The 15,628-nt window shown below is 68.7% G+C and carries 18 protein-coding genes; 10 read left to right on the forward strand and 8 right to left on the reverse strand.

The annotated features are described in order from the left end of the window. Window positions 1-26: 26 nt before the first annotated feature. From BMW35_RS05255 to BMW35_RS05280, 6 genes are all read left to right on the forward strand, one after another. Window positions 27-1,259 (forward strand): digeranylgeranylglycerophospholipid reductase, encoded by a 1,233-nt coding sequence (locus BMW35_RS05255; protein WP_089668328.1) that lies wholly within the window; start codon window positions 27-29, stop codon window positions 1,257-1,259. Between the two features lie 81 nt (window positions 1,260-1,340). Continuing rightward, window positions 1,341-2,168 (forward strand): aldo/keto reductase, encoded by an 828-nt coding sequence (locus BMW35_RS05260; RefSeq protein WP_089668329.1) that lies wholly within the window; start codon window positions 1,341-1,343, stop codon window positions 2,166-2,168. A gap of 149 nt (window positions 2,169-2,317) precedes the next feature. Beyond that, the gene (locus BMW35_RS05265) at window positions 2,318-3,169 is read left to right on the forward strand and encodes an ABC transporter permease (protein ID WP_089668330.1); all 852 of its coding nucleotides are present in this window, start codon (window positions 2,318-2,320) and stop codon (window positions 3,167-3,169) included. After that, a complete protein-coding gene (locus BMW35_RS05270) occupies window positions 3,166-4,056 on the forward strand; it encodes an ABC transporter ATP-binding protein (RefSeq protein ID WP_089668331.1) in 891 nt (296 codons plus the stop codon). The genes BMW35_RS05265 and BMW35_RS05270 overlap by 4 nt, the downstream gene beginning before the upstream one ends. Then, entirely contained in the window at window positions 4,049-4,666 is a 618-nt protein-coding gene (locus tag BMW35_RS05275) for a hypothetical protein (protein ID WP_089668332.1), read from the forward strand. The genes BMW35_RS05270 and BMW35_RS05275 overlap by 8 nt, the downstream gene beginning before the upstream one ends. Before the next feature lies 1 nt (window position 4,667). After that, window positions 4,668-4,952, forward strand: coding sequence for a transcriptional regulator (locus tag BMW35_RS05280; RefSeq protein WP_089668333.1), 285 nt, complete (start codon window positions 4,668-4,670; stop codon window positions 4,950-4,952). 37 nt (window positions 4,953-4,989) lie between these two features. Here BMW35_RS05280 and aspS read toward each other — a convergent pair whose 3' ends face one another. Then, window positions 4,990-6,300 (reverse strand): aspartate--tRNA(Asn) ligase, encoded by a 1,311-nt coding sequence (aspS, locus tag BMW35_RS05285; RefSeq protein WP_089668334.1) that lies wholly within the window; start codon window positions 6,298-6,300, stop codon window positions 4,990-4,992. 319 nt (window positions 6,301-6,619) lie between these two features. Continuing rightward, window positions 6,620-6,934 carry a transcription factor S gene (locus BMW35_RS05290; protein ID WP_089668335.1) on the reverse strand — a complete coding sequence of 105 codons (315 nt, stop codon included), beginning with the start codon at window positions 6,932-6,934 and terminating at the stop codon, window positions 6,620-6,622. 129 nt (window positions 6,935-7,063) lie between these two features. On the opposite strand from BMW35_RS05290, the gene BMW35_RS05295 reads away from it, so the two are divergent. Then, entirely contained in the window at window positions 7,064-8,329 is a 1,266-nt protein-coding gene (locus tag BMW35_RS05295) for an MFS transporter (protein WP_089668336.1), read from the forward strand. Here the strand turns inward: BMW35_RS05295 and BMW35_RS05300 are convergent, their stop codons facing one another. Beyond that, window positions 8,330-9,100 carry an enoyl-CoA hydratase/isomerase family protein gene (locus tag BMW35_RS05300; protein WP_089668337.1) on the reverse strand — a complete coding sequence of 257 codons (771 nt, stop codon included), beginning with the start codon at window positions 9,098-9,100 and terminating at the stop codon, window positions 8,330-8,332. It abuts the gene before it with no gap. 79 nt (window positions 9,101-9,179) lie between these two features. Between BMW35_RS05300 and BMW35_RS05305 the strand changes: the two genes are divergently transcribed. Further along, window positions 9,180-9,662 (forward strand): DUF5797 family protein, encoded by a 483-nt coding sequence (locus tag BMW35_RS05305; protein ID WP_089668338.1) that lies wholly within the window; start codon window positions 9,180-9,182, stop codon window positions 9,660-9,662. Between the two features lie 23 nt (window positions 9,663-9,685). On the opposite strand, the gene BMW35_RS05310 is transcribed toward BMW35_RS05305, so the two are convergent. Continuing rightward, window positions 9,686-10,699: a DUF5787 family protein gene (locus BMW35_RS05310; protein WP_089668339.1), complete on the reverse strand. Its 1,014-nt coding sequence runs from the start codon at window positions 10,697-10,699 to the stop codon at window positions 9,686-9,688. A gap of 105 nt (window positions 10,700-10,804) precedes the next feature. Beyond that, the gene (locus BMW35_RS05315) at window positions 10,805-11,233 is read right to left on the reverse strand and encodes a bis(5'-nucleosyl)-tetraphosphatase (RefSeq protein WP_089668340.1); all 429 of its coding nucleotides are present in this window, start codon (window positions 11,231-11,233) and stop codon (window positions 10,805-10,807) included. Window positions 11,234-11,357: 124 nt separating this feature from the next. Here BMW35_RS05315 and BMW35_RS05320 point away from each other — a divergent pair, with 124 nt between their 5' ends. Continuing rightward, complete coding sequence (locus BMW35_RS05320) at window positions 11,358-11,693, forward strand: uS10/mL48 family ribosomal protein (RefSeq protein WP_089668341.1); 336 nt, start codon at window positions 11,358-11,360, stop codon at window positions 11,691-11,693. A 112-nt stretch (window positions 11,694-11,805) separates the two neighbouring features. Here BMW35_RS05320 and BMW35_RS05325 read toward each other — a convergent pair whose 3' ends face one another. Both BMW35_RS05325 and BMW35_RS05330 read right to left on the reverse strand, forming a co-directional pair. Further along, window positions 11,806-12,072, reverse strand: a complete 267-nt coding sequence (locus BMW35_RS05325) for a DUF7513 family protein (RefSeq protein ID WP_089668342.1) — start codon at window positions 12,070-12,072, stop codon at window positions 11,806-11,808. After that, entirely contained in the window at window positions 12,069-13,616 is a 1,548-nt protein-coding gene (locus BMW35_RS05330) for a Na+/H+ antiporter NhaC family protein (RefSeq protein ID WP_089668343.1), read from the reverse strand. Before BMW35_RS05330 ends, BMW35_RS05325 begins: the two co-directional genes overlap by 4 nt. 96 nt (window positions 13,617-13,712) lie before the next feature. Here BMW35_RS05330 and BMW35_RS05335 point away from each other — a divergent pair, with 96 nt between their 5' ends. Then, window positions 13,713-14,993, forward strand: a complete 1,281-nt coding sequence (locus BMW35_RS05335; protein ID WP_089668344.1) for an amidohydrolase — start codon at window positions 13,713-13,715, stop codon at window positions 14,991-14,993. A 15-nt stretch (window positions 14,994-15,008) separates the two neighbouring features. Here the strand turns inward: BMW35_RS05335 and BMW35_RS05340 are convergent, their stop codons facing one another. Further along, window positions 15,009-15,503: a hypothetical protein gene (locus BMW35_RS05340; RefSeq protein ID WP_089668345.1), complete on the reverse strand. Its 495-nt coding sequence runs from the start codon at window positions 15,501-15,503 to the stop codon at window positions 15,009-15,011. Window positions 15,504-15,628 lie beyond the last annotated feature (125 nt).

Raw genomic sequence — 15,628 nt, forward strand, 5'->3', positions numbered from 1 at the left:
CGTCGACTGCGAGACCGAATCTATCCATGTCCGACCACCACGACGTCGTCGTCGCCGGCGCCGGCCCGGCAGGAGCACAGTGTGCGCGGGACCTCGCACAGCGAGGCTACGACGTTGTCGTCCTCGAAGCCGAACCCGAGGCCGAGTTCCCCCGCCAGTCCAACAAGTCCACCGCAGGCACGTTCGCGTCCATGATGGGCGCGTTCGGCGTCCCCGACGACGTCGTCATGCAGTACACCGACGACGTCGTCCTCGAATCCCCGAACCGGCACTTCGTCCAGCAGCAGCCGGGGGCCGTCCTGGAATTCGCGGACTTCAAACAGTGGCTCGTCGCTGAAGGCCGCAAGCACGGCGCGGAGTACCGCTTCCAGGCGCGGGCGAACAACCCCATCACGGAGAACGGGAAGATTGTCGGCGTGAAGTACGCCGGCGACGAGGAGGTGTACGCGGACATAATCGTCGACGCGACGGGGCCGGCCGCGCCGCTCGCGAAGAAACTCGGTGTCACGAACCTCAAACGCCGCAATCAGGCGATCGGCATCGAGTGGGAGATGGAGGGCGTCGACGTCGACCACGACGGCTACGCCGACCTCCGCGACTCGATGATGCTGCGGCTCGACCACGACCTCGCGCCCGGCGGCTACTCGTGGATATTCCACACCGGCGGCGACACGGCGAAAGTCGGCGTCTGCTACATTCAGGACGAGAGCTTCCAGCAGTACGGCGACCCCGAGAAGGGCATCGACGACTACCTCGAGTACTGGCTGGAGACCGACCCGCGGTTCGCGAACGCGGAGAAGATCGACGGGAAGCAGCACCGCGGCTCCGCGCACATCCAGATGCCGTCGAGCCTCTCGACGGACAACTTCATGGCCATCGGCGACACCGTGCCGACCGTCGACCCGCTGTGGGGCGAGGGCATCCACAAGTGCATGGAGTCCGCGCGAGCGGCCGCCATCACTGCCGACCGCTGTTTCATGGAGACCGACCCCGACACGTCCGCCGAGGCGCTGTCCATCTACGACGACCTCTGGCACAAGCGCGTCGCGCCGAACATGCGCACCCGGCTGACGATGACCCAGCTGCTCTACCTCGCGTCGAACGAGCGCTACGACCGCCTGATGGCGGACCTCCAGTCCGCCGACATCGAGACGCTCTCGGGCGCTAACGAGGGCGGCTGGCGGTCGCTGCTCCAGTTCATTCACACCAGCGACATCCCGCTGCTCGCGCAGTTCGCCCGGGAGCGCCTCGCGGAGTGACTGCCTGCCCGCTGTCACCGACGACCCCGCTCGTTCGCCGGAGTCCCAACCCCTAACCGCGCGTCCGTCGTTGACTCGTCCATGGCACAGGACTCCCAGCAGCGCGCACCGCTCGCGAACGACATGCCGATTCTCGGCCTCGGTACCTGGCAGAACGACGACCCACAGGACTGCACGGACAGCGTGCAGGCCGCCCTGGAGATGGGGTACCGACACGTCGACACCGCGCAGGCGTACCAGAACGAAGACGCCGTCGGTGACGGTCTCGCCGCCGCCGACGTAGACCGCGAGGACATCTTCCTCGCGACGAAGGTGTGGACGAGCGAGCTCGGTCACGACGACGTACTCTCCTCGACCGAGGAGAGCCTCGACAAACTCGGCGTCGACTACGTCGACCTCCTCTACGTCCACTGGCCGGCCGAGGAGTACGACGCCGAGGACACCCTCTCGGCGTTCGCGGAACTGAGAGAGCGCGGCGATATCGATCGCATCGGCGTGAGCAACTTCGAGCCCCGCCACCTCGACGAAGCGAAGGACGTGTTCGGCGAGCTGCCGTTCGCGAACCAGGTCGAGCTCCACCCGCTGCTCCCCCAGACGGAGCTTCGGGAGTACGCCGACGGTGAGGACATCGAACTGGTGGCGTACTCGCCGCTGGCGCGCGGCGAAGTCTTCGACGTGCCGGAGATTCAGGATGTCGCAGAGAAGCACGGCGTCAGCGAGGCGCAGGTGAGTCTGGCGTGGGTGCGCGAGAAGGGCGTCACCGCAATCCCGAAGGCAACCGGCGAGGACCACATCGCGGACAACTGGGCGAGCCTCGACGTCGACCTCGACGACGAGGACGTCGCAAAAATCGACTCCATCGACCGCCGCGAGCGCCAGGTCGACCCGGACTTCGGTCCCTGGAACTGAGCGGGGCGTAGCGCCGGCCAACCACACGCAGTATTTCTCGACGAGCGCCCGAATCGAACCGACACCGTTGCCCGGCGAGCCGCCACTTTGCGCTGCAAGGTAAGTTTGTGGTGCAAAGTTATTTGTCAGTCGATGACGGTGGCGTAGGTATGAGCATCGAGACACGCGGCGGCCCGCCCGTGGGTCGGCTCCTCGAACAGACCACGGCGTTCGCCGTGCGAACCCTCCAGACGCTCCGCCGGAACGGCGCTGTCGCCTTCTGGGCGGTGGCGTTCCCCGCGATGTTCTACCTGCTGTCCGTGTACCTCTTCATCGACACCAGTGGGATGCCGGCCGAGGTCGTGAGCGCCGTCAAAGCCACGAACGCCGTCTCGTACGGCACCTTCGCGGCCCTCACCGTGTTCCTGAACACGTTCTCGCAGTCGCTCGTCGCGGACGTCGAAGACGGTCGATACCGTCAGTTCCGAGCACTACCCGTGTCGCCGGCAGCGGACTTCCTCGGGCGGTTCGCGGCCGCCTACCTGTTCGCTGTCGCCGCCGTCCTCGCTGTGCTGGGCGTCGGTGCCGTCACGGGAGCAGAGTTCGCGCTCCGGTCGGCCGCCTCGATTCCCGTAGCCCTGCTCGGTCTGCTGGCGCTCGGCCTGTTCGCCGCCAGCATCGCGGTCGTCCTCGTCGCTGTCGTGCCCGACGCGAAGTTCGCGAGCATCGTCGCCGTCAGCGTCGTCATGCTCGCCTTCTTCCTCACCGGCTACAACGGCATCCAGCCCGGGATGCTCGCCGGCGCTGCCGACTTCGTGAACGTCGTCCCGAACGCGCTCGCCACCCGGCTGGCCGTCCACCACCTCGTCGCCGCCGGCGGGTGGGCGCAAGCCGGACTGGCACCGCCCGGCGCGCCGACGAGCGCGGGCCACGTCGCGCTGCTCGCCGGCTACGCGGCGGCCGGGCTCACGCTCGCCGTCGCCGCCACCCGCCGCTCGCTCTACGGGGGTGAGGTCCGGTGAGCGTCGACCGGCCCGCCGTCGAGGCCCGGAACGTCCACAAAGCCTACGGCGAGGACGGCGTCCTCGACGGCGTCGACCTCACCGTCGCCGAGAACGAAGTGCTGCTGTTGATGGGGCCTAACGGCACCGGGAAGACGGTGTTGCTGTCGTGTCTCGCCGGTGCCACCGAGCCCTCCGAGGGCTCGGTGTCGGTGTTCGGGACGCCCGTCAGCGAAGACGGCGGCCACAGCCTCTCGCTGCTGCTGCAGGGCGGCGCGAGCGTCGAAACGCTCTCGGGCCGCGAGACGGCCGCGTTCTACTCTCGGCTCCACCCCGAGTTCACGGACCGCTGGCGGACGTACGTCGACGACCTCGGCATCGGCGGCGACCTCGACAAACGCATCAAGTACTACTCGGAGGGCATGAAACGCAAGCTCGAACTCTCGCTGGCGCTGTCCGTCGACGCGCCGCTGTACCTCCTCGACGAACCGACCGCGGGCGTCGACCTCTCGATGGTGCAGTCGTTCCACCGCGTCATCCGCGACCGCGTCGCGGACGGCGGGACCGTCGTCGCCACGAGCCACCGGCCCGTCGACGCCGACCTCGCCGACCGCGTCGCGTTCGTGAACGGCGGCGGCGTGCTCGCCGTCGACACCCCCGAGGCGCTGCTGGACGGCGTCCCGACCGTCGTGCGAGTGGTCGGCCGGGCTGCCACCGGCGACGCCCTCTCCCCGCACGTCGTCGGCGAGCCGTTCTACCACGGCGACGAACGCCGCGGATTCCTCCGTGAGCACGCGACTGTGGCGGACGTCCGCGAACACGCCGGCGACGCCACCGTCGAAACCGTGGAACCGAGCTACACCGACGCGTTCAACTACTACGTCCACGCAGCCGCCGACGATGAGTGAGGACGTCGACCCCCAGGCGCTCCAGCAGGATCTCGACCGCATCAAGGACGCGATGGGCATCGCGGAGCGCTACGAGAGCGCGCCCGAACAGTGGCTGCTGTTCAGCGTCCTCGTGGCGGCCGGGAGCGCCATCTCTCAGGCCCTCCTCTTCGAGCGGGCGGCCGGCTTCTGGTTCCCCGTCGTCTGGTTCGGGCTGTTCGGTGCCGGCTCCGTCGCGCTCTCCCGGCGCTACGACTACGCCTTCGGCCCAGGCCACAGCGAGCCGAACGTCGGCTTCCAGATTCTCGTCGTCTACCTCGGGTCGTTCGCCGCGCTGTTCGCCGTCGACCCGTTCCTCCCGGAGCTCGGCTACCTGACGGAGAACGCGCTCACACTCGGACTCGTCGCCGTGATGCTCGGGCTCGGGTACCTCGTCGCCGGCGAGACGCTGAAGGCCTACCGCATCCGCGCACGGGACCGCTACGTGCTGCACGGTGGGGGCGTCCTCCTGGTCGTCCTCGGCGTCGCCATCCCGAACGTCGATGTCCTGCACACGTGGGGCTACGCCGCCTTCGGCGCATCGTACGTGGTTTACGCCGCAGCCTCCTACCTCGTGTTGACCCGAACGTAGGATGGACCTCGACAAGCTCGTCCACCAGCCGACCCGGCTCGAACTGTTCGCGTACCTCTACCGCCACGGCGAAGCCAGTTTCGGCGACCTCACGGACGAACTGGACCTCACAGAGGGGAACCTCTCCAGTCACCTCCAGCGCATGGAGGACGCCGGTGCCGTCGAGGTCCGCAAGGAGTTCGTGGACAAGCGGCCGCACACGACGGCGGTGCTCACCGAGGACGGCGAGGCGATGTTCGAGGACCACGTCCAGACGCTCCAGGGGCTCATCGACGACCTACAATAGCCGAAAAGCGAGTCGTTCGACGGGCTGTCCGAACCGTCTACGGTTCGAGGCGGTCGGGGTCCCGCGGGAAGAGGATGGCTTCCTTGATGTTGTCGAGGCCGGCGAGCTGCTGGACGAGGCGGTCGATGCCGAGCCCGTAGCCGCCGTGGGGCGGGACGCCGTAGCGGAACGCGTCGAGGTAGAACTCGAAGTTCTCCGGCTCGACGCCCTGCTCGCGCATCTTCGCCGTCAGGCGCTCGATGTCGTGTTCACGCTGCCCGCCGGAGGACAGCTCCTGGCCGAGGTACAGCAGGTCGAACTTCCGGGACGCGATGTCGTCGCCCTCGACGTCCTGCCGGTAGTAGAACTTCTCGTTCGGGTAGCCGACGACGAACACCGCGGGGTGGCCCTGCTCCTCGAAGTACTTGCCGAGCAGGCGCTCGCCCTTCGTGTCGAGGTCGTCGTCGTCCTCGGGGACGTGGTTGTACTCGTCGGCGAGAATCTCGCGGGCCTCCTCGAAGGTGATGCGCGGGAAGTCCTCCTCGGGGACCGAGAGGTCCGAACCGAGTTCGTCGAGTTCGCGCTGGGCGTGCTCGACGACGTGCCGGATGGTGTGTCGCAGGGACTCCTCCTGGACGTCCATCACGTCGTGGTGGTCCTCGACGTAGCCGAGTTCCACGTCGAACATCGCGATTTCGGAAACGTGCCGGGAGGTCCCGAAGTCCTCGGCGCGGAACGCGTGCCCGACCTCGAACAGCCGGTCGAAGCCAGAGGCAACGAGAATCTGCTTGTAGAGCTGCGGGCTCTGGGAGAGGTACGCTTCCTTGTCGTAGTAGACGACCGGGAAGAGGTCCGCACCGCCTTCTGCGCCCGCGGTGGAGAGTTCGGGCGTGTCGACCTCCTCGAAGCGGTTGTCGTAGAACCAGTCGGTCATCGCCTGCATCGCCTTCGAGCGCAGCGAGAAGACGGCCTTCGTCGACGGCTTCCGCACGTCGAGGTGGCGCTCGTCGAGGCGCGTCGAGAGGTCCGCGTCGACGTCCTTCGAGATTTCGATGGACGGCACGTCCGTCGCCTCGCTGACGACGGTGAGTTCGGTCGGCGCGAGTTCGACGCCGCCCGGAGCCTGGTCGCTGGCTTCCAGCGTGCCGGTGACCTGCACCACGTCCTCGCTGTCGAGGTCTTCCGCCGTCTCGAACAGGTCGGGGGTGTCGTCTTCCTTCGCGACGACCTGCAGGCGGCCGGTGCCGTCCCGCACGATGACGAACAGGATGCCGCCGAGGTCGCGCAGTTCGTGGACGTGGCCGGCGATGGTGGTCTCGTCGCCGTCGTCCTCGGGCGTTACGTCTTCGATGTAGGTTCGTTCGAGCATTGGTGGAGTGTCGTCTGGATGTTCGTCGGCGCGTCGCGACGGCGAGTCCGGTCGGTCGGGAGAATGTCTGGTGGCCTGCTCACGCAGGCGCAGTACCGCAGGCGACACCCCGACCACGACCACAGCGACACCGCGGCGGGCGTCGCGCGATTCGACCGGTGTGTGTCGCCGTCATCGTCGCTACTGCCGAGTCGTGCGCCCACCTACGTATGATTTGCGAACCTGCGTGGCGTCGCGGCCGCGCGGCGGAGCCGGGCGGCGCACCGCGCCCGCAAGCAGACGGGTGCGTACAGAGCGCGCACCCCCGAGCAAAACGGTGTTAGTTGTCGTCTTCCCGCCAGCGGTGTTCGCACTCGGTGCAGATGAAGAAGCGCGTCTCGGACTCGTCGGCGGAGCGAATCTGCTGCATGTACCAGTGTGCGCTGTCGTTCTCACACTGGGGGCAGACGACCTCGGTGGTGGGGAGGCCCTTGTCTTCGGCGTCGCTGACGTCGACGATGTCGGTCTCTTCCTGGCCTTCGGTGACGACGAAGCTGGCGTTCGGGTCCTTGGGCTGTTTGTTCCCGCAGCTCCCACACACCCAGAGCTCGTCGTCGGCTTTCATCATCGAGCCGCAGTCGTCGCAGAACTCCATAGTCGTCGGCTAGCGCGGCCCGGATGTTAAGCGACGCGTTTCAGCCGCCGTCCGGGTGCGGGTGCGTGTTCCCCGCGTGGCGTGCCTGCTCCCGAACTGTCAAACCCTGTGGGTCCGAGAACGGTTGTGATGGGTATCCTCGACACCGACAGACGGGTGCTGGTGTTGGCGATGGCGCGGATGGCCGACGCGCTCGGCAACTCCTTTCTCATCGTCGTGCTCCCGGCGTACATCGGCGCTGAAGGCCGGGTCGCTGTCGACTCGTTCACCGGCCAGTTGGCCGTAGCGGGCGTCGACGTGCTGGTGGTCACGCCCGCGCTGCTCATCGGGCTCGTGCTCTCGATGTTCGGGTTCCTGAACAGCTTCCTCCAGCCGCTGTCCGGCCGGCTCTCCGACCGCGCCGGCGTCCGGAAGCCGTTCATCCTCGGCGGGCTCGCGCTGCTCGCGGTCGCCTCGGGCGCGTACTCGTTCGTCTCCGACTACCGGCTGGTGCTGGTGTTGCGCGCCCTCCAGGGCGTCGGCGCTGCGCTCACGGTCCCGGCGACGGTCGCGCTCGTGAACGAACTCGGCACCACCGACACCCGCGGGAACAACTTCGGCGTGTTCAACACCTTCCGACTCATCGGGTTCGGGTTCGGTCCAATCGTCGCCGGTGTGGTGCTGACGCGGTTCGGGTTCGACGCCGCGTTCGCCGTCGCGGTCGTCGGCGCGCTCGTGTCGTTCGCGCTCGTCGAGTGGCTCGTCGAAGAGCCACCGCGGGCCGACGCCGAGGCCGGCGAGGACCTCTCTATCGCCGTCCGTGGCGACCGGAGCCTCCTCGACCCCGTGTTCGCGCTCGGTATCGCGACCGTCTGCATGGGCATCTGCATCGCGCTGTTCGCGACCCTCGAAGCCACCATCAACGACCGCCTCGGGCAGTCCTCGGTCCTGTTCGGCGCGCAGTTCGGCGCGGTGACGCTGGCGAACGTCGTCTTCCAGGTCCCGATCGGGGACGCCAGCGACACGTACGGCCGACGGCCGTTCATCGTCGCCGGGTTCGTGCTCCTGATTCCCGCGACGCTCGCCCAGGGGTACGCGCCGACGCCCGCGACGATGGTGCTCGCGCGGTTCGTGCAGGGCATCGCCGTGGCGGCGGTGTTCGCGCCCTCGCTCGCAGTCGCCGGCGACCTCGCGCGCAAGGGGGCGTCCGGCAGCACGCTGTCCGTGCTCACGATGGGGTTCGGGCTCGGCACCGCTATCGGGCCACTGGCCTCCGGATTCCTCGTCCGGTTCGGGTTCGCGGTGCCGTTCGCCGTCGGGAGCGCGCTCGCGGCGCTCGCGCTCGCCGTCGTCTACACGCAGGTCCGGGAGACCGTGGAGGACGCGGAGTCGGTGCGGGCCGTGCCCGGCGACTAGTTACTCGAAGTCGGGGTCGCGGTCGTCGAGGAACGCCTGCATCCCCTCGCGCTGGTCGTGGCTGCCGAACAGCCCCGCCCACGCCCGCGCCTCGAAGTCGAGGCCGGCGGCGAGATTGGTCTCGTGGCTCGCGTTGATGGCTTCTTTCGCGGCGCGGAGCGCGGTCGCGGGCTGGGCGGCGAGGTCGGCGGCGAGGTCGGCGACGTGGTCGTCCAGTTCGTCGTGCGCGACGACCTCGCCGACGAGCCCTTCCTCGTAGGCGTCCGTGGCGTCCAGGCGGTCTCCGAAGTAGATGAGGCGGCGCGCCGTCTCGTCGCCGACGAGCCGCGGGAGCCGCTGGGTGCCACCCCAGCCCGGGACGATGCCGAGGTCGATTTCGGTCTGCCCGAGCAGCGCGCGCTCGCTGGCGACCCGGAGGTCGCAGGCCAGCGCGAGCTCCATCCCGCCGCCGAACGCGTAGCCGTTGATGGCCGCGACGGCGGGCGCGGGGAACTCCTCGATGGCGCTCGCGACGCCGTGGCCGAGCTCCGCGTACGCCTGCGCCTCGGCGGTGTCCATGTCCACCATGTAGGAGATGTCCGCGCCCGCGACGAACGCGTCGTCGCCCGCGCCCGTCAGGACGAGCGCGCGGGCGTCCTCGTCTTCGGCCGCCTCGATGGCGTCCTCCAGCGCGTGCAGCGTCGGGACGTTCAGCGCGTTCAGACTCTCGGGCCGGTCGATGGTGATGGTCGCTACGCCGTCTTCGACGGTGAGGTCGACGGTGTCTGCCATACCCGGGCGGACGGGTGCCGGGACAAAAGCCTCCGGGGTCTTCGCAAATCCGATATACCGGTCTCCCGAACGACGCCACATGACTCTCTCCGAGGAGGAGCGCGAGCGCCTGGCGGACCTCGTGGCCCTCCAGCCGACGAAGAACAGCGACCTCCAGGACCGCTGGGGGCTCGAGTCCGGCAGTGACGTCCACCAGTACCTCGAAGACCACCTGCGGGACTACTACTACCGCGACGAGAACTCGATGATTCGCGCGACCGCAGAGGCCTCCGAACTCGTCGGGGACGTCGACGAGGACGGCGAAGCGCCCGCCGTCCACATGTCCGACACCGAGCAGATGGTGTTCGCGGTCATCGCCGGTCCCGAGGAGCGCTCCGAGAGCGTCGTCTCCGTCCTGCACGCCGTCCGGGACGCGTACGACGACGCCGACCTCGAATCCGGAGACGTGCGGCGCGCGCTCCAGACGCTCAAACGCAAGGGCATCGTCGAAGTCGAGAACCGCACCGTCCCCACCTACCGCCTCGCGGTCCCGCGCGAGGATGTCACCGTCGCAGACGACTGACGCCACACTCGTTTCTGCTCCGCCTACCGCTGTCGGTCCCGTCGCTCCGAGAGCACGTCTCTGACCGTCGCTCCCGGGCCGCCCTCGATCGGCCACCCTCGCTGCCGCCACGCCGGGGGCTCGGGCTCGTATTCCGGACACGACCCCGAACACTCGGCTGCCGTCTGCTCTCGCTGCTTGGCCGCACAGCGCGGCACGTACCCGTGGTCGGCTTCGACCACGCGGAAGTGCCGGCAGTCCGGCCGCATCGTGTCGACGTACGACCGCCACCCCCGCTCGTAGGCGCGCTCCGCGAGTTCGAGGCGTTTGTCGGCCTTCCAGTCGGCGTCGACGTACTCGAAGCCCGCGGCCGACTGGTCGAACGCACCGCCCGAGGGTCGGTCGGTGATTCTCGTTCCGGTCGCGTCGGCGTCCAGCGACTGCGGCAGCCACTCGACGGACGCCGCGCCGTCGTCGAACGCGAGGATGCCGGCCTCGACGGGAATCTCGGTGAGCAGCGCGCGCTCCACGTCCCCGTCCGATTCGGTCGCGAGCCACACCTCGTCGGCCAGTCCGAGCGCCACGTCGCGCTCCAGTTGGTCCGCGAGCGCGTCCGCCGCCGACGCGTCCAGGTCGGGCTTGTTCTCGATGGCGACGATTCGCTCTACCCAGTCGGGGTACGGCCACTTCCGTCTGAGCTCTATCTTGTTGCCGTTTCGCCGCGTCTCCACGACGCCGCGGTCGGCGGCCTGATGGACGGCCGCCCGGACGTACCGCCACGGGTACCCCGGATGGGGGAGCGCGTCGCGGTAGTACTGCCAGTCGGCGGGCGCGTGCCGGACGACGTGCAGGAGGTCCGAGTCCAGACGCTGCTCGCCGAAGCGGCGTCGCTGCGCGAGGCCCTCGGGGTCGACCTCGACGACGACCGTGTCCCAGCGGCGGTTCCGTGTGCCGAGTTGCCGCGCGACGATTCGCGGCACGTCGTCGCCCTCGGGCCGCCAGCGCTGCTCGGCCCACGCGCACACGCGAAGCTCGAACCCGAACTCGTGGCCGGTCACGGCCGGAGTGGGGCCGCCGACCTACCTACGTCTTTCGACGCACGGACAGAATCGAGGCGGGTGCTGTGGCTCCTGACGCGAGTGCGTCGACCGGCGGCCGGCCGGTCAGACGTCGGCTTCCTCGTCGATGAAGTCGTGGGCGTCCTCGAGGATTTCGCGGGGGCCGTCCTGCGTGATGGTGTTGACCGCCTGCTCGTAGTCACGCCACTGGAGGTCGGAGTGCTCGCTGGACAGCTCGGCGCTCGCCTCGAAGGACTTCGCGATGAACAGGTGGACCGTCTTGTGGATGCGGTCGCCGTTCGCCTCGAACACGTAGTCGTACTCGTCGCGGAAGCCGTCAACGAGGCGGAAATCCTCGATGCCGGCTTCCTCCTGTACCTCTCGAATTGCCGTCTGCTGGAGTTCCTCGTCCCCCTCCACGCCGCCCTTCGGGAACTCCCAGTCCCCGGGCCGGCTCTTCAGGAGGAGGTACTCGCGCCGGTCCCGCGTGTTGCGGAACAGGATCGCACCGGCGCTCGTCGCTTCAACCGTCATTACCGAACGGTAGAGGCGCGGCCGTTAAGTGAATGTCGGAGTGCGGGACAGTCGCACGCGCTCGGCGGCAAGCCACACGCTTTAACAGTGTGGGCCGCGTCACTCGCTGCTAGCACACCCAGCTATGACCTTCGTAACCAAACTATCCCTCGAGAGTGGGGACCGAGCGGCCCTCGACGCCGTCGTCTCCGACATCAAGGAGACGTGCCGGCGGAAGGGCGCACAGCTCAAAGGCCCACACTCGGACGCACCCGCGGAGATTCGGGTGCCGCTGTACGCCCGACTCGGCGGCGACCCGGAGGAGAAGACCAACGACTGGCACTACACCGTCTACCGGCGTCGCGTGGCACTCCACGGCCACGACGACCTCGCGCGGACGATTATGGAGCGGGACTTCCCGTCCAGCGTCCACGTCGAGGCCGAGGTCGAGCGCATCGAACCGCTCGGCTCCTCTGTCTAGACGGCGTCTCTCTGCGTTCTCTCTCAGCTGACCGCAAACAGGTAGCGACGGCGCTGTTCAGAACAGCCAACCAAACCGCAGACAGCGGGAGAGCGCGGCGGCCATCGGCGACCTAGAACGCGCTCTCGCCGACGGTCTCGACGTATTCGGCCTCGCCGACGTGCGCGTCGTCGTCGAAGCTCGTGATTTTCAGCCGGACGCGCTTGTCCAGCAGGTCGCCCGGAGCGTCGGCGATGCGGAGCTTCGAGTCGCCGACGCGAGCAATCTGCCCGCCGTCTTCGCGGCCGGTGACGAACAGCTCGACCTCGTCGCCGGCGTCGAACGTCGGGTAGTTCGACCGGAACGTCCAGCCCGCGAGGTACTTCTCGAGGACGCTCATGCGCGAGCCACCTCCTCGCTCTCGCGGTCACTGATGTACTCCAGCCCGAATCCAGTGAGCGCGGCCGCCAAGAACACGAAGAACAGGATCCAGCCGTGGAAGACGAACGGCCAGACCTCGATGGGGTTGACGGTGGTGATTCCCTCGTCGATGCCCTGCATCGCCCCGTAAGCGGCGAGGACGCCGCCACCCCACGGGAAGATGTACCCGAGCGCGCTGGTGTTCGCGTCGAGGATGTTCGCCCGCCGGTAGCCGTTGACGTTGAACCGCTCTCCGATGCGCGCGATGTACGGCGCGATGGCGATTTCGGCGGCGGTGTTGATAGTTATCATTGCGTTGACGGACGCCGTCCCGAGGACCATCGTGGTCTCGGCGCGGCGGACGGTGGTGGCGACGCGGTTCAGGAGGAACGACTGGATGGCGGCGAAGCCGCCGCCCTGAATCATGATGCGTGCCCCGGCGACAATGAGCAGCGTGAGGACGATGAGCGGGAAGAAGCCGGCGGCCCCCGAGTAGAGGCTGCCGGTGACGCCGCCGCCGTCCTCGACGAGAACGACGAACGGCAGCCACTCGAAGGCGCTCGCCAGCCCGCCGGAAGCCGGCGCGCGGAACAACAGCGCGGGCGCGCTCTGGAGTCCGGTCTCGATGACGCCCCAGGAAGCGAGGACGGTCGACCCGACGTTGAACACGAGCGCGACGATGATGCCCCACGAGATGGCTTCGACGATGTGCCGACCAGCGACGGCGAGCCCGATGACGACCAGCATCGAGACGACGTGAGCGAGCCCCAGCGGCTGGCCGTCGAGGGCGGCCGACCCTGCGGCCTCCGACCCCGGCATCACGAAGCCGGCGACGACGTAGCCGACAAAGGCGATTACCGCGGCGACGACGGCGTACTTGAACCGGGAGGCGACGACACCACCGATGTCGGCGTCCTGAGTGACTGCACTGACGATGGTCGTGTCGCTGACCGGCGCGATGTTGTCCCCGAAGACGGCCCCGGAGAGGATTGCGCCGAACAGCAACACGGGGTTTGCGCCGAGCAGGACGCCCGCGGGGTAGAACAGCGACGTGAACGCGATGGCTCCGCCATACCCGGTGCCGATGCCGGTGGTGAACAGCGCCGCGAGCAGGAAGGTGGCGGCGGGGAACAGCGGCCCGGAGATGCTGGCGACGTCGGCCGCCCAGACCAGCCCTTCGACGAAGCCGCCGTCCTGGAGGAGCTGGGCGAACATGCCGGCCCACAACCACGCGACGATAGCGGTGGCAGCGACGCGCTGGGTCATGCCCTCGAAGATGGTGTTCGCGTACGTTGCCCACGACCCCTTCGTGAAGAACATTCCGACGACGAGGGACCCGAGCATCCCGATGACGAGCCCGGTCGTGTCGCTCACTTGGAGGACGCCGCTCTGGAACACTGCCCATACGACGAACAGCGCGAGCGGAATCGCGCTCGCGGCCGGGCCGCCGTAGAACTCGATGTTCGGCCCGTCGTCATCGGCCATCGGGTCGTCGCCGAACCCGTCCGTCTGGTCGGTACTCATTATGTTACGGTTGCCAATTTCCGACCACGGGGAAATATGTTACTGGGGCTCGCCGGGACTCCCACATTTATGCCAGCGCCCGCCCCGCGGTAGGGCATGGACTACACGGACCGCGAGACGCTCGTCGACCTCCGGCGGACGCTCCACCGCGTCCCGGAGCCGGCGTGGTGCGAGTTCCAGACGACCGCACGCGTCGTCGAGGCCTGCGAGGACATCGGCGTGGACGAACTGCACGTCGGCCCGGACGTGGTCGACTCAGACGCGCGGATGGCCGTGCCAGACGACGAGACGCTCGCCGAGTGGATCGAGCGCGCCCGAGAGGCTGGCGTCGACGAGTCCCTCCTGGAGCAGATGGCTGGCGGCCACACCGGGGCTGTCGCCGTCCTCGAACGCGGCGAGGGGCCGACTGTCGGCCTGCGCGTGGACATCGACGCGCTCCACATCACGGAGAGCGACGAGGCCGACCACCACCCGGCCGGCGAGGGGTTCCGGTCTGAACACGAGGGCTGCATGCACGCCTGCGGGCACGACGGCCACGCCACCATCGGCGTCGGCGTGCTGGCGGCGGTCGCCGACAGCGACTTCCAGGGCACGCTGAAGGTCGTCTTCCAGCCGGCGGAGGAGCGCGTCGGCGGCGGGAAGGCCGTCGCGGAGAGCGGCCACCTCGACGACATCGACTACCTGTACGCCGTCCACCTCGGCCTCGACCACCCGACGGGCGAGGTAGTCGCGGGCGTCGGCGGCTTCCTCGCCGTCAGCCACCTGCTCGCCGAGTTCGAAGGGGCCGGCGCGCACGCCGGCGCACACCCCGAGCAGGGACGGAACGCGGTGCAGGCGATGGCGACCGCCGTCCAGAACCTCTACGCGATTCCGCGCCACGACGACGGCGCGACGCGCGTGAACGCCGGGCGCGCGGGCGGCGGCACCGCGACGAACATCATCCCGGAGGACGCGTTCGTGGAGGGCGAGGTCCGCGGGGAGACGACAGAGCTGATGGAGTACATGAAGGAGAAGGCCGACCGCGTCGTCCGCTCCGCCGCGGAGATGCACGAGTGCACGGTCGAGACCCACACCGAGGGCGAGGCACCGAGCGCGGAGAGCGACGAGGCGCTCGCGGCCGCCTTCGCGGCGGTCGCCGACGACCACGCTGGCGTCGACACCGTCCTCGACCACGACGCACTCGGCGGCAGCGAGGACGCCACCTACCTCATGCAGCGCGTCCAGAACACGGGCGGGCTGGCGTGTTACGTCTGCGTCGGCACCGACCACCCCGGCGGCCACCACACGCCGACGTTCGACGTGGACGAGGACTCACTCGATATCGGCGTCGACGCGCTCACGGACGCCATCCGAGGCGTCGCAGCGGACCGGCCGTAGCGGACGCCGAACTGACTATCGCGCTTCTGACTCCGACGAGAACCGGTCCGTGAGCCACCGCAGTCCAGCGCCAGCAAGGTAGGTGAGGATGCCGAGCACGACGGCGGCCAGTAGTCCGAACTCCGTGGCCGTCTCGACGCCGTGTCGGAGGTCGCCGAACGCGGACCGGTGCGCGACCCCCATCATCCGGGGGTGTGCGTACCGCGACGCCGGCTCCCACTGACCGGTGAAGTAGCCCACCAGCGGCGGGAACACGTACCCCCAGAGAGCGACGAGCCACAGCGACCCGACGGTGGGGACGAGGCCGGCGGTGCGGACGCCCGCGACCACGCCGAGCACGAGCGCGAACACGGTCCAGCCACCGAACTCGTAGAGGCCGACGGGGAGTCCGGCGACGAAGACGAGCGAGCCGGCGAGCACGGCGGCGACGGCGATACCGACGACTCGCAGTCGCGGCCGCGGGCGTCCGGCGATGAACCGCCAGACAGTCCGCCATTCCGGCGCTTCCATAGCGCCCCTTTCGTCGGCCCGACACGTAACGGTCGGGGTGGCGACAGTCGCCACAGACCACCGACCGCGCCAGCCGATACGACGCGTGGCGGGCTTAAGCACGCCAGCCAGACCTTCTTGTGGGC

Source organism: Halobacterium jilantaiense (genome assembly GCF_900110535.1).
Lineage (GTDB): Archaea > Halobacteriota > Halobacteria > Halobacteriales > Halobacteriaceae > Halobacterium > Halobacterium jilantaiense.

What these genes read in the sequence shown, in the direction of transcription:
- BMW35_RS05255 (WP_089668328.1), top strand. Translation starts at nt 27, where the DNA reads ATGTCCGACCACCACGACGTCGTCGTCGCCGGCGCCGGCCCGGCAGGA.
- BMW35_RS05260 (WP_089668329.1), top strand. Translation starts at nt 1,341, where the DNA reads ATGGCACAGGACTCCCAGCAGCGCGCACCGCTCGCGAACGACATGCCG.
- BMW35_RS05265 (WP_089668330.1), top strand. Translation starts at nt 2,318, where the DNA reads ATGAGCATCGAGACACGCGGCGGCCCGCCCGTGGGTCGGCTCCTCGAA.
- BMW35_RS05275 (WP_089668332.1), top strand. Translation starts at nt 4,049, where the DNA reads ATGAGTGAGGACGTCGACCCCCAGGCGCTCCAGCAGGATCTCGACCGC.
- BMW35_RS05280 (WP_089668333.1), top strand. Translation starts at nt 4,668, where the DNA reads ATGGACCTCGACAAGCTCGTCCACCAGCCGACCCGGCTCGAACTGTTC.
- aspS (WP_089668334.1), bottom strand. Translation starts at nt 6,300, where the DNA reads ATGCTCGAACGAACCTACATCGAAGACGTAACGCCCGAGGACGACGGC.
- BMW35_RS05290 (WP_089668335.1), bottom strand. Translation starts at nt 6,934, where the DNA reads ATGGAGTTCTGCGACGACTGCGGCTCGATGATGAAAGCCGACGACGAG.
- BMW35_RS05295 (WP_089668336.1), top strand. Translation starts at nt 7,064, where the DNA reads ATGGGTATCCTCGACACCGACAGACGGGTGCTGGTGTTGGCGATGGCG.
- BMW35_RS05300 (WP_089668337.1), bottom strand. Translation starts at nt 9,100, where the DNA reads ATGGCAGACACCGTCGACCTCACCGTCGAAGACGGCGTAGCGACCATC.
- BMW35_RS05305 (WP_089668338.1), top strand. Translation starts at nt 9,180, where the DNA reads ATGACTCTCTCCGAGGAGGAGCGCGAGCGCCTGGCGGACCTCGTGGCC.
- BMW35_RS05315 (WP_089668340.1), bottom strand. Translation starts at nt 11,233, where the DNA reads ATGACGGTTGAAGCGACGAGCGCCGGTGCGATCCTGTTCCGCAACACG.
- BMW35_RS05320 (WP_089668341.1), top strand. Translation starts at nt 11,358, where the DNA reads ATGACCTTCGTAACCAAACTATCCCTCGAGAGTGGGGACCGAGCGGCC.
- BMW35_RS05325 (WP_089668342.1), bottom strand. Translation starts at nt 12,072, where the DNA reads ATGAGCGTCCTCGAGAAGTACCTCGCGGGCTGGACGTTCCGGTCGAAC.
- BMW35_RS05330 (WP_089668343.1), bottom strand. Translation starts at nt 13,616, where the DNA reads ATGAGTACCGACCAGACGGACGGGTTCGGCGACGACCCGATGGCCGAT.
- BMW35_RS05335 (WP_089668344.1), top strand. Translation starts at nt 13,713, where the DNA reads ATGGACTACACGGACCGCGAGACGCTCGTCGACCTCCGGCGGACGCTC.
- BMW35_RS05340 (WP_089668345.1), bottom strand. Translation starts at nt 15,503, where the DNA reads ATGGAAGCGCCGGAATGGCGGACTGTCTGGCGGTTCATCGCCGGACGC.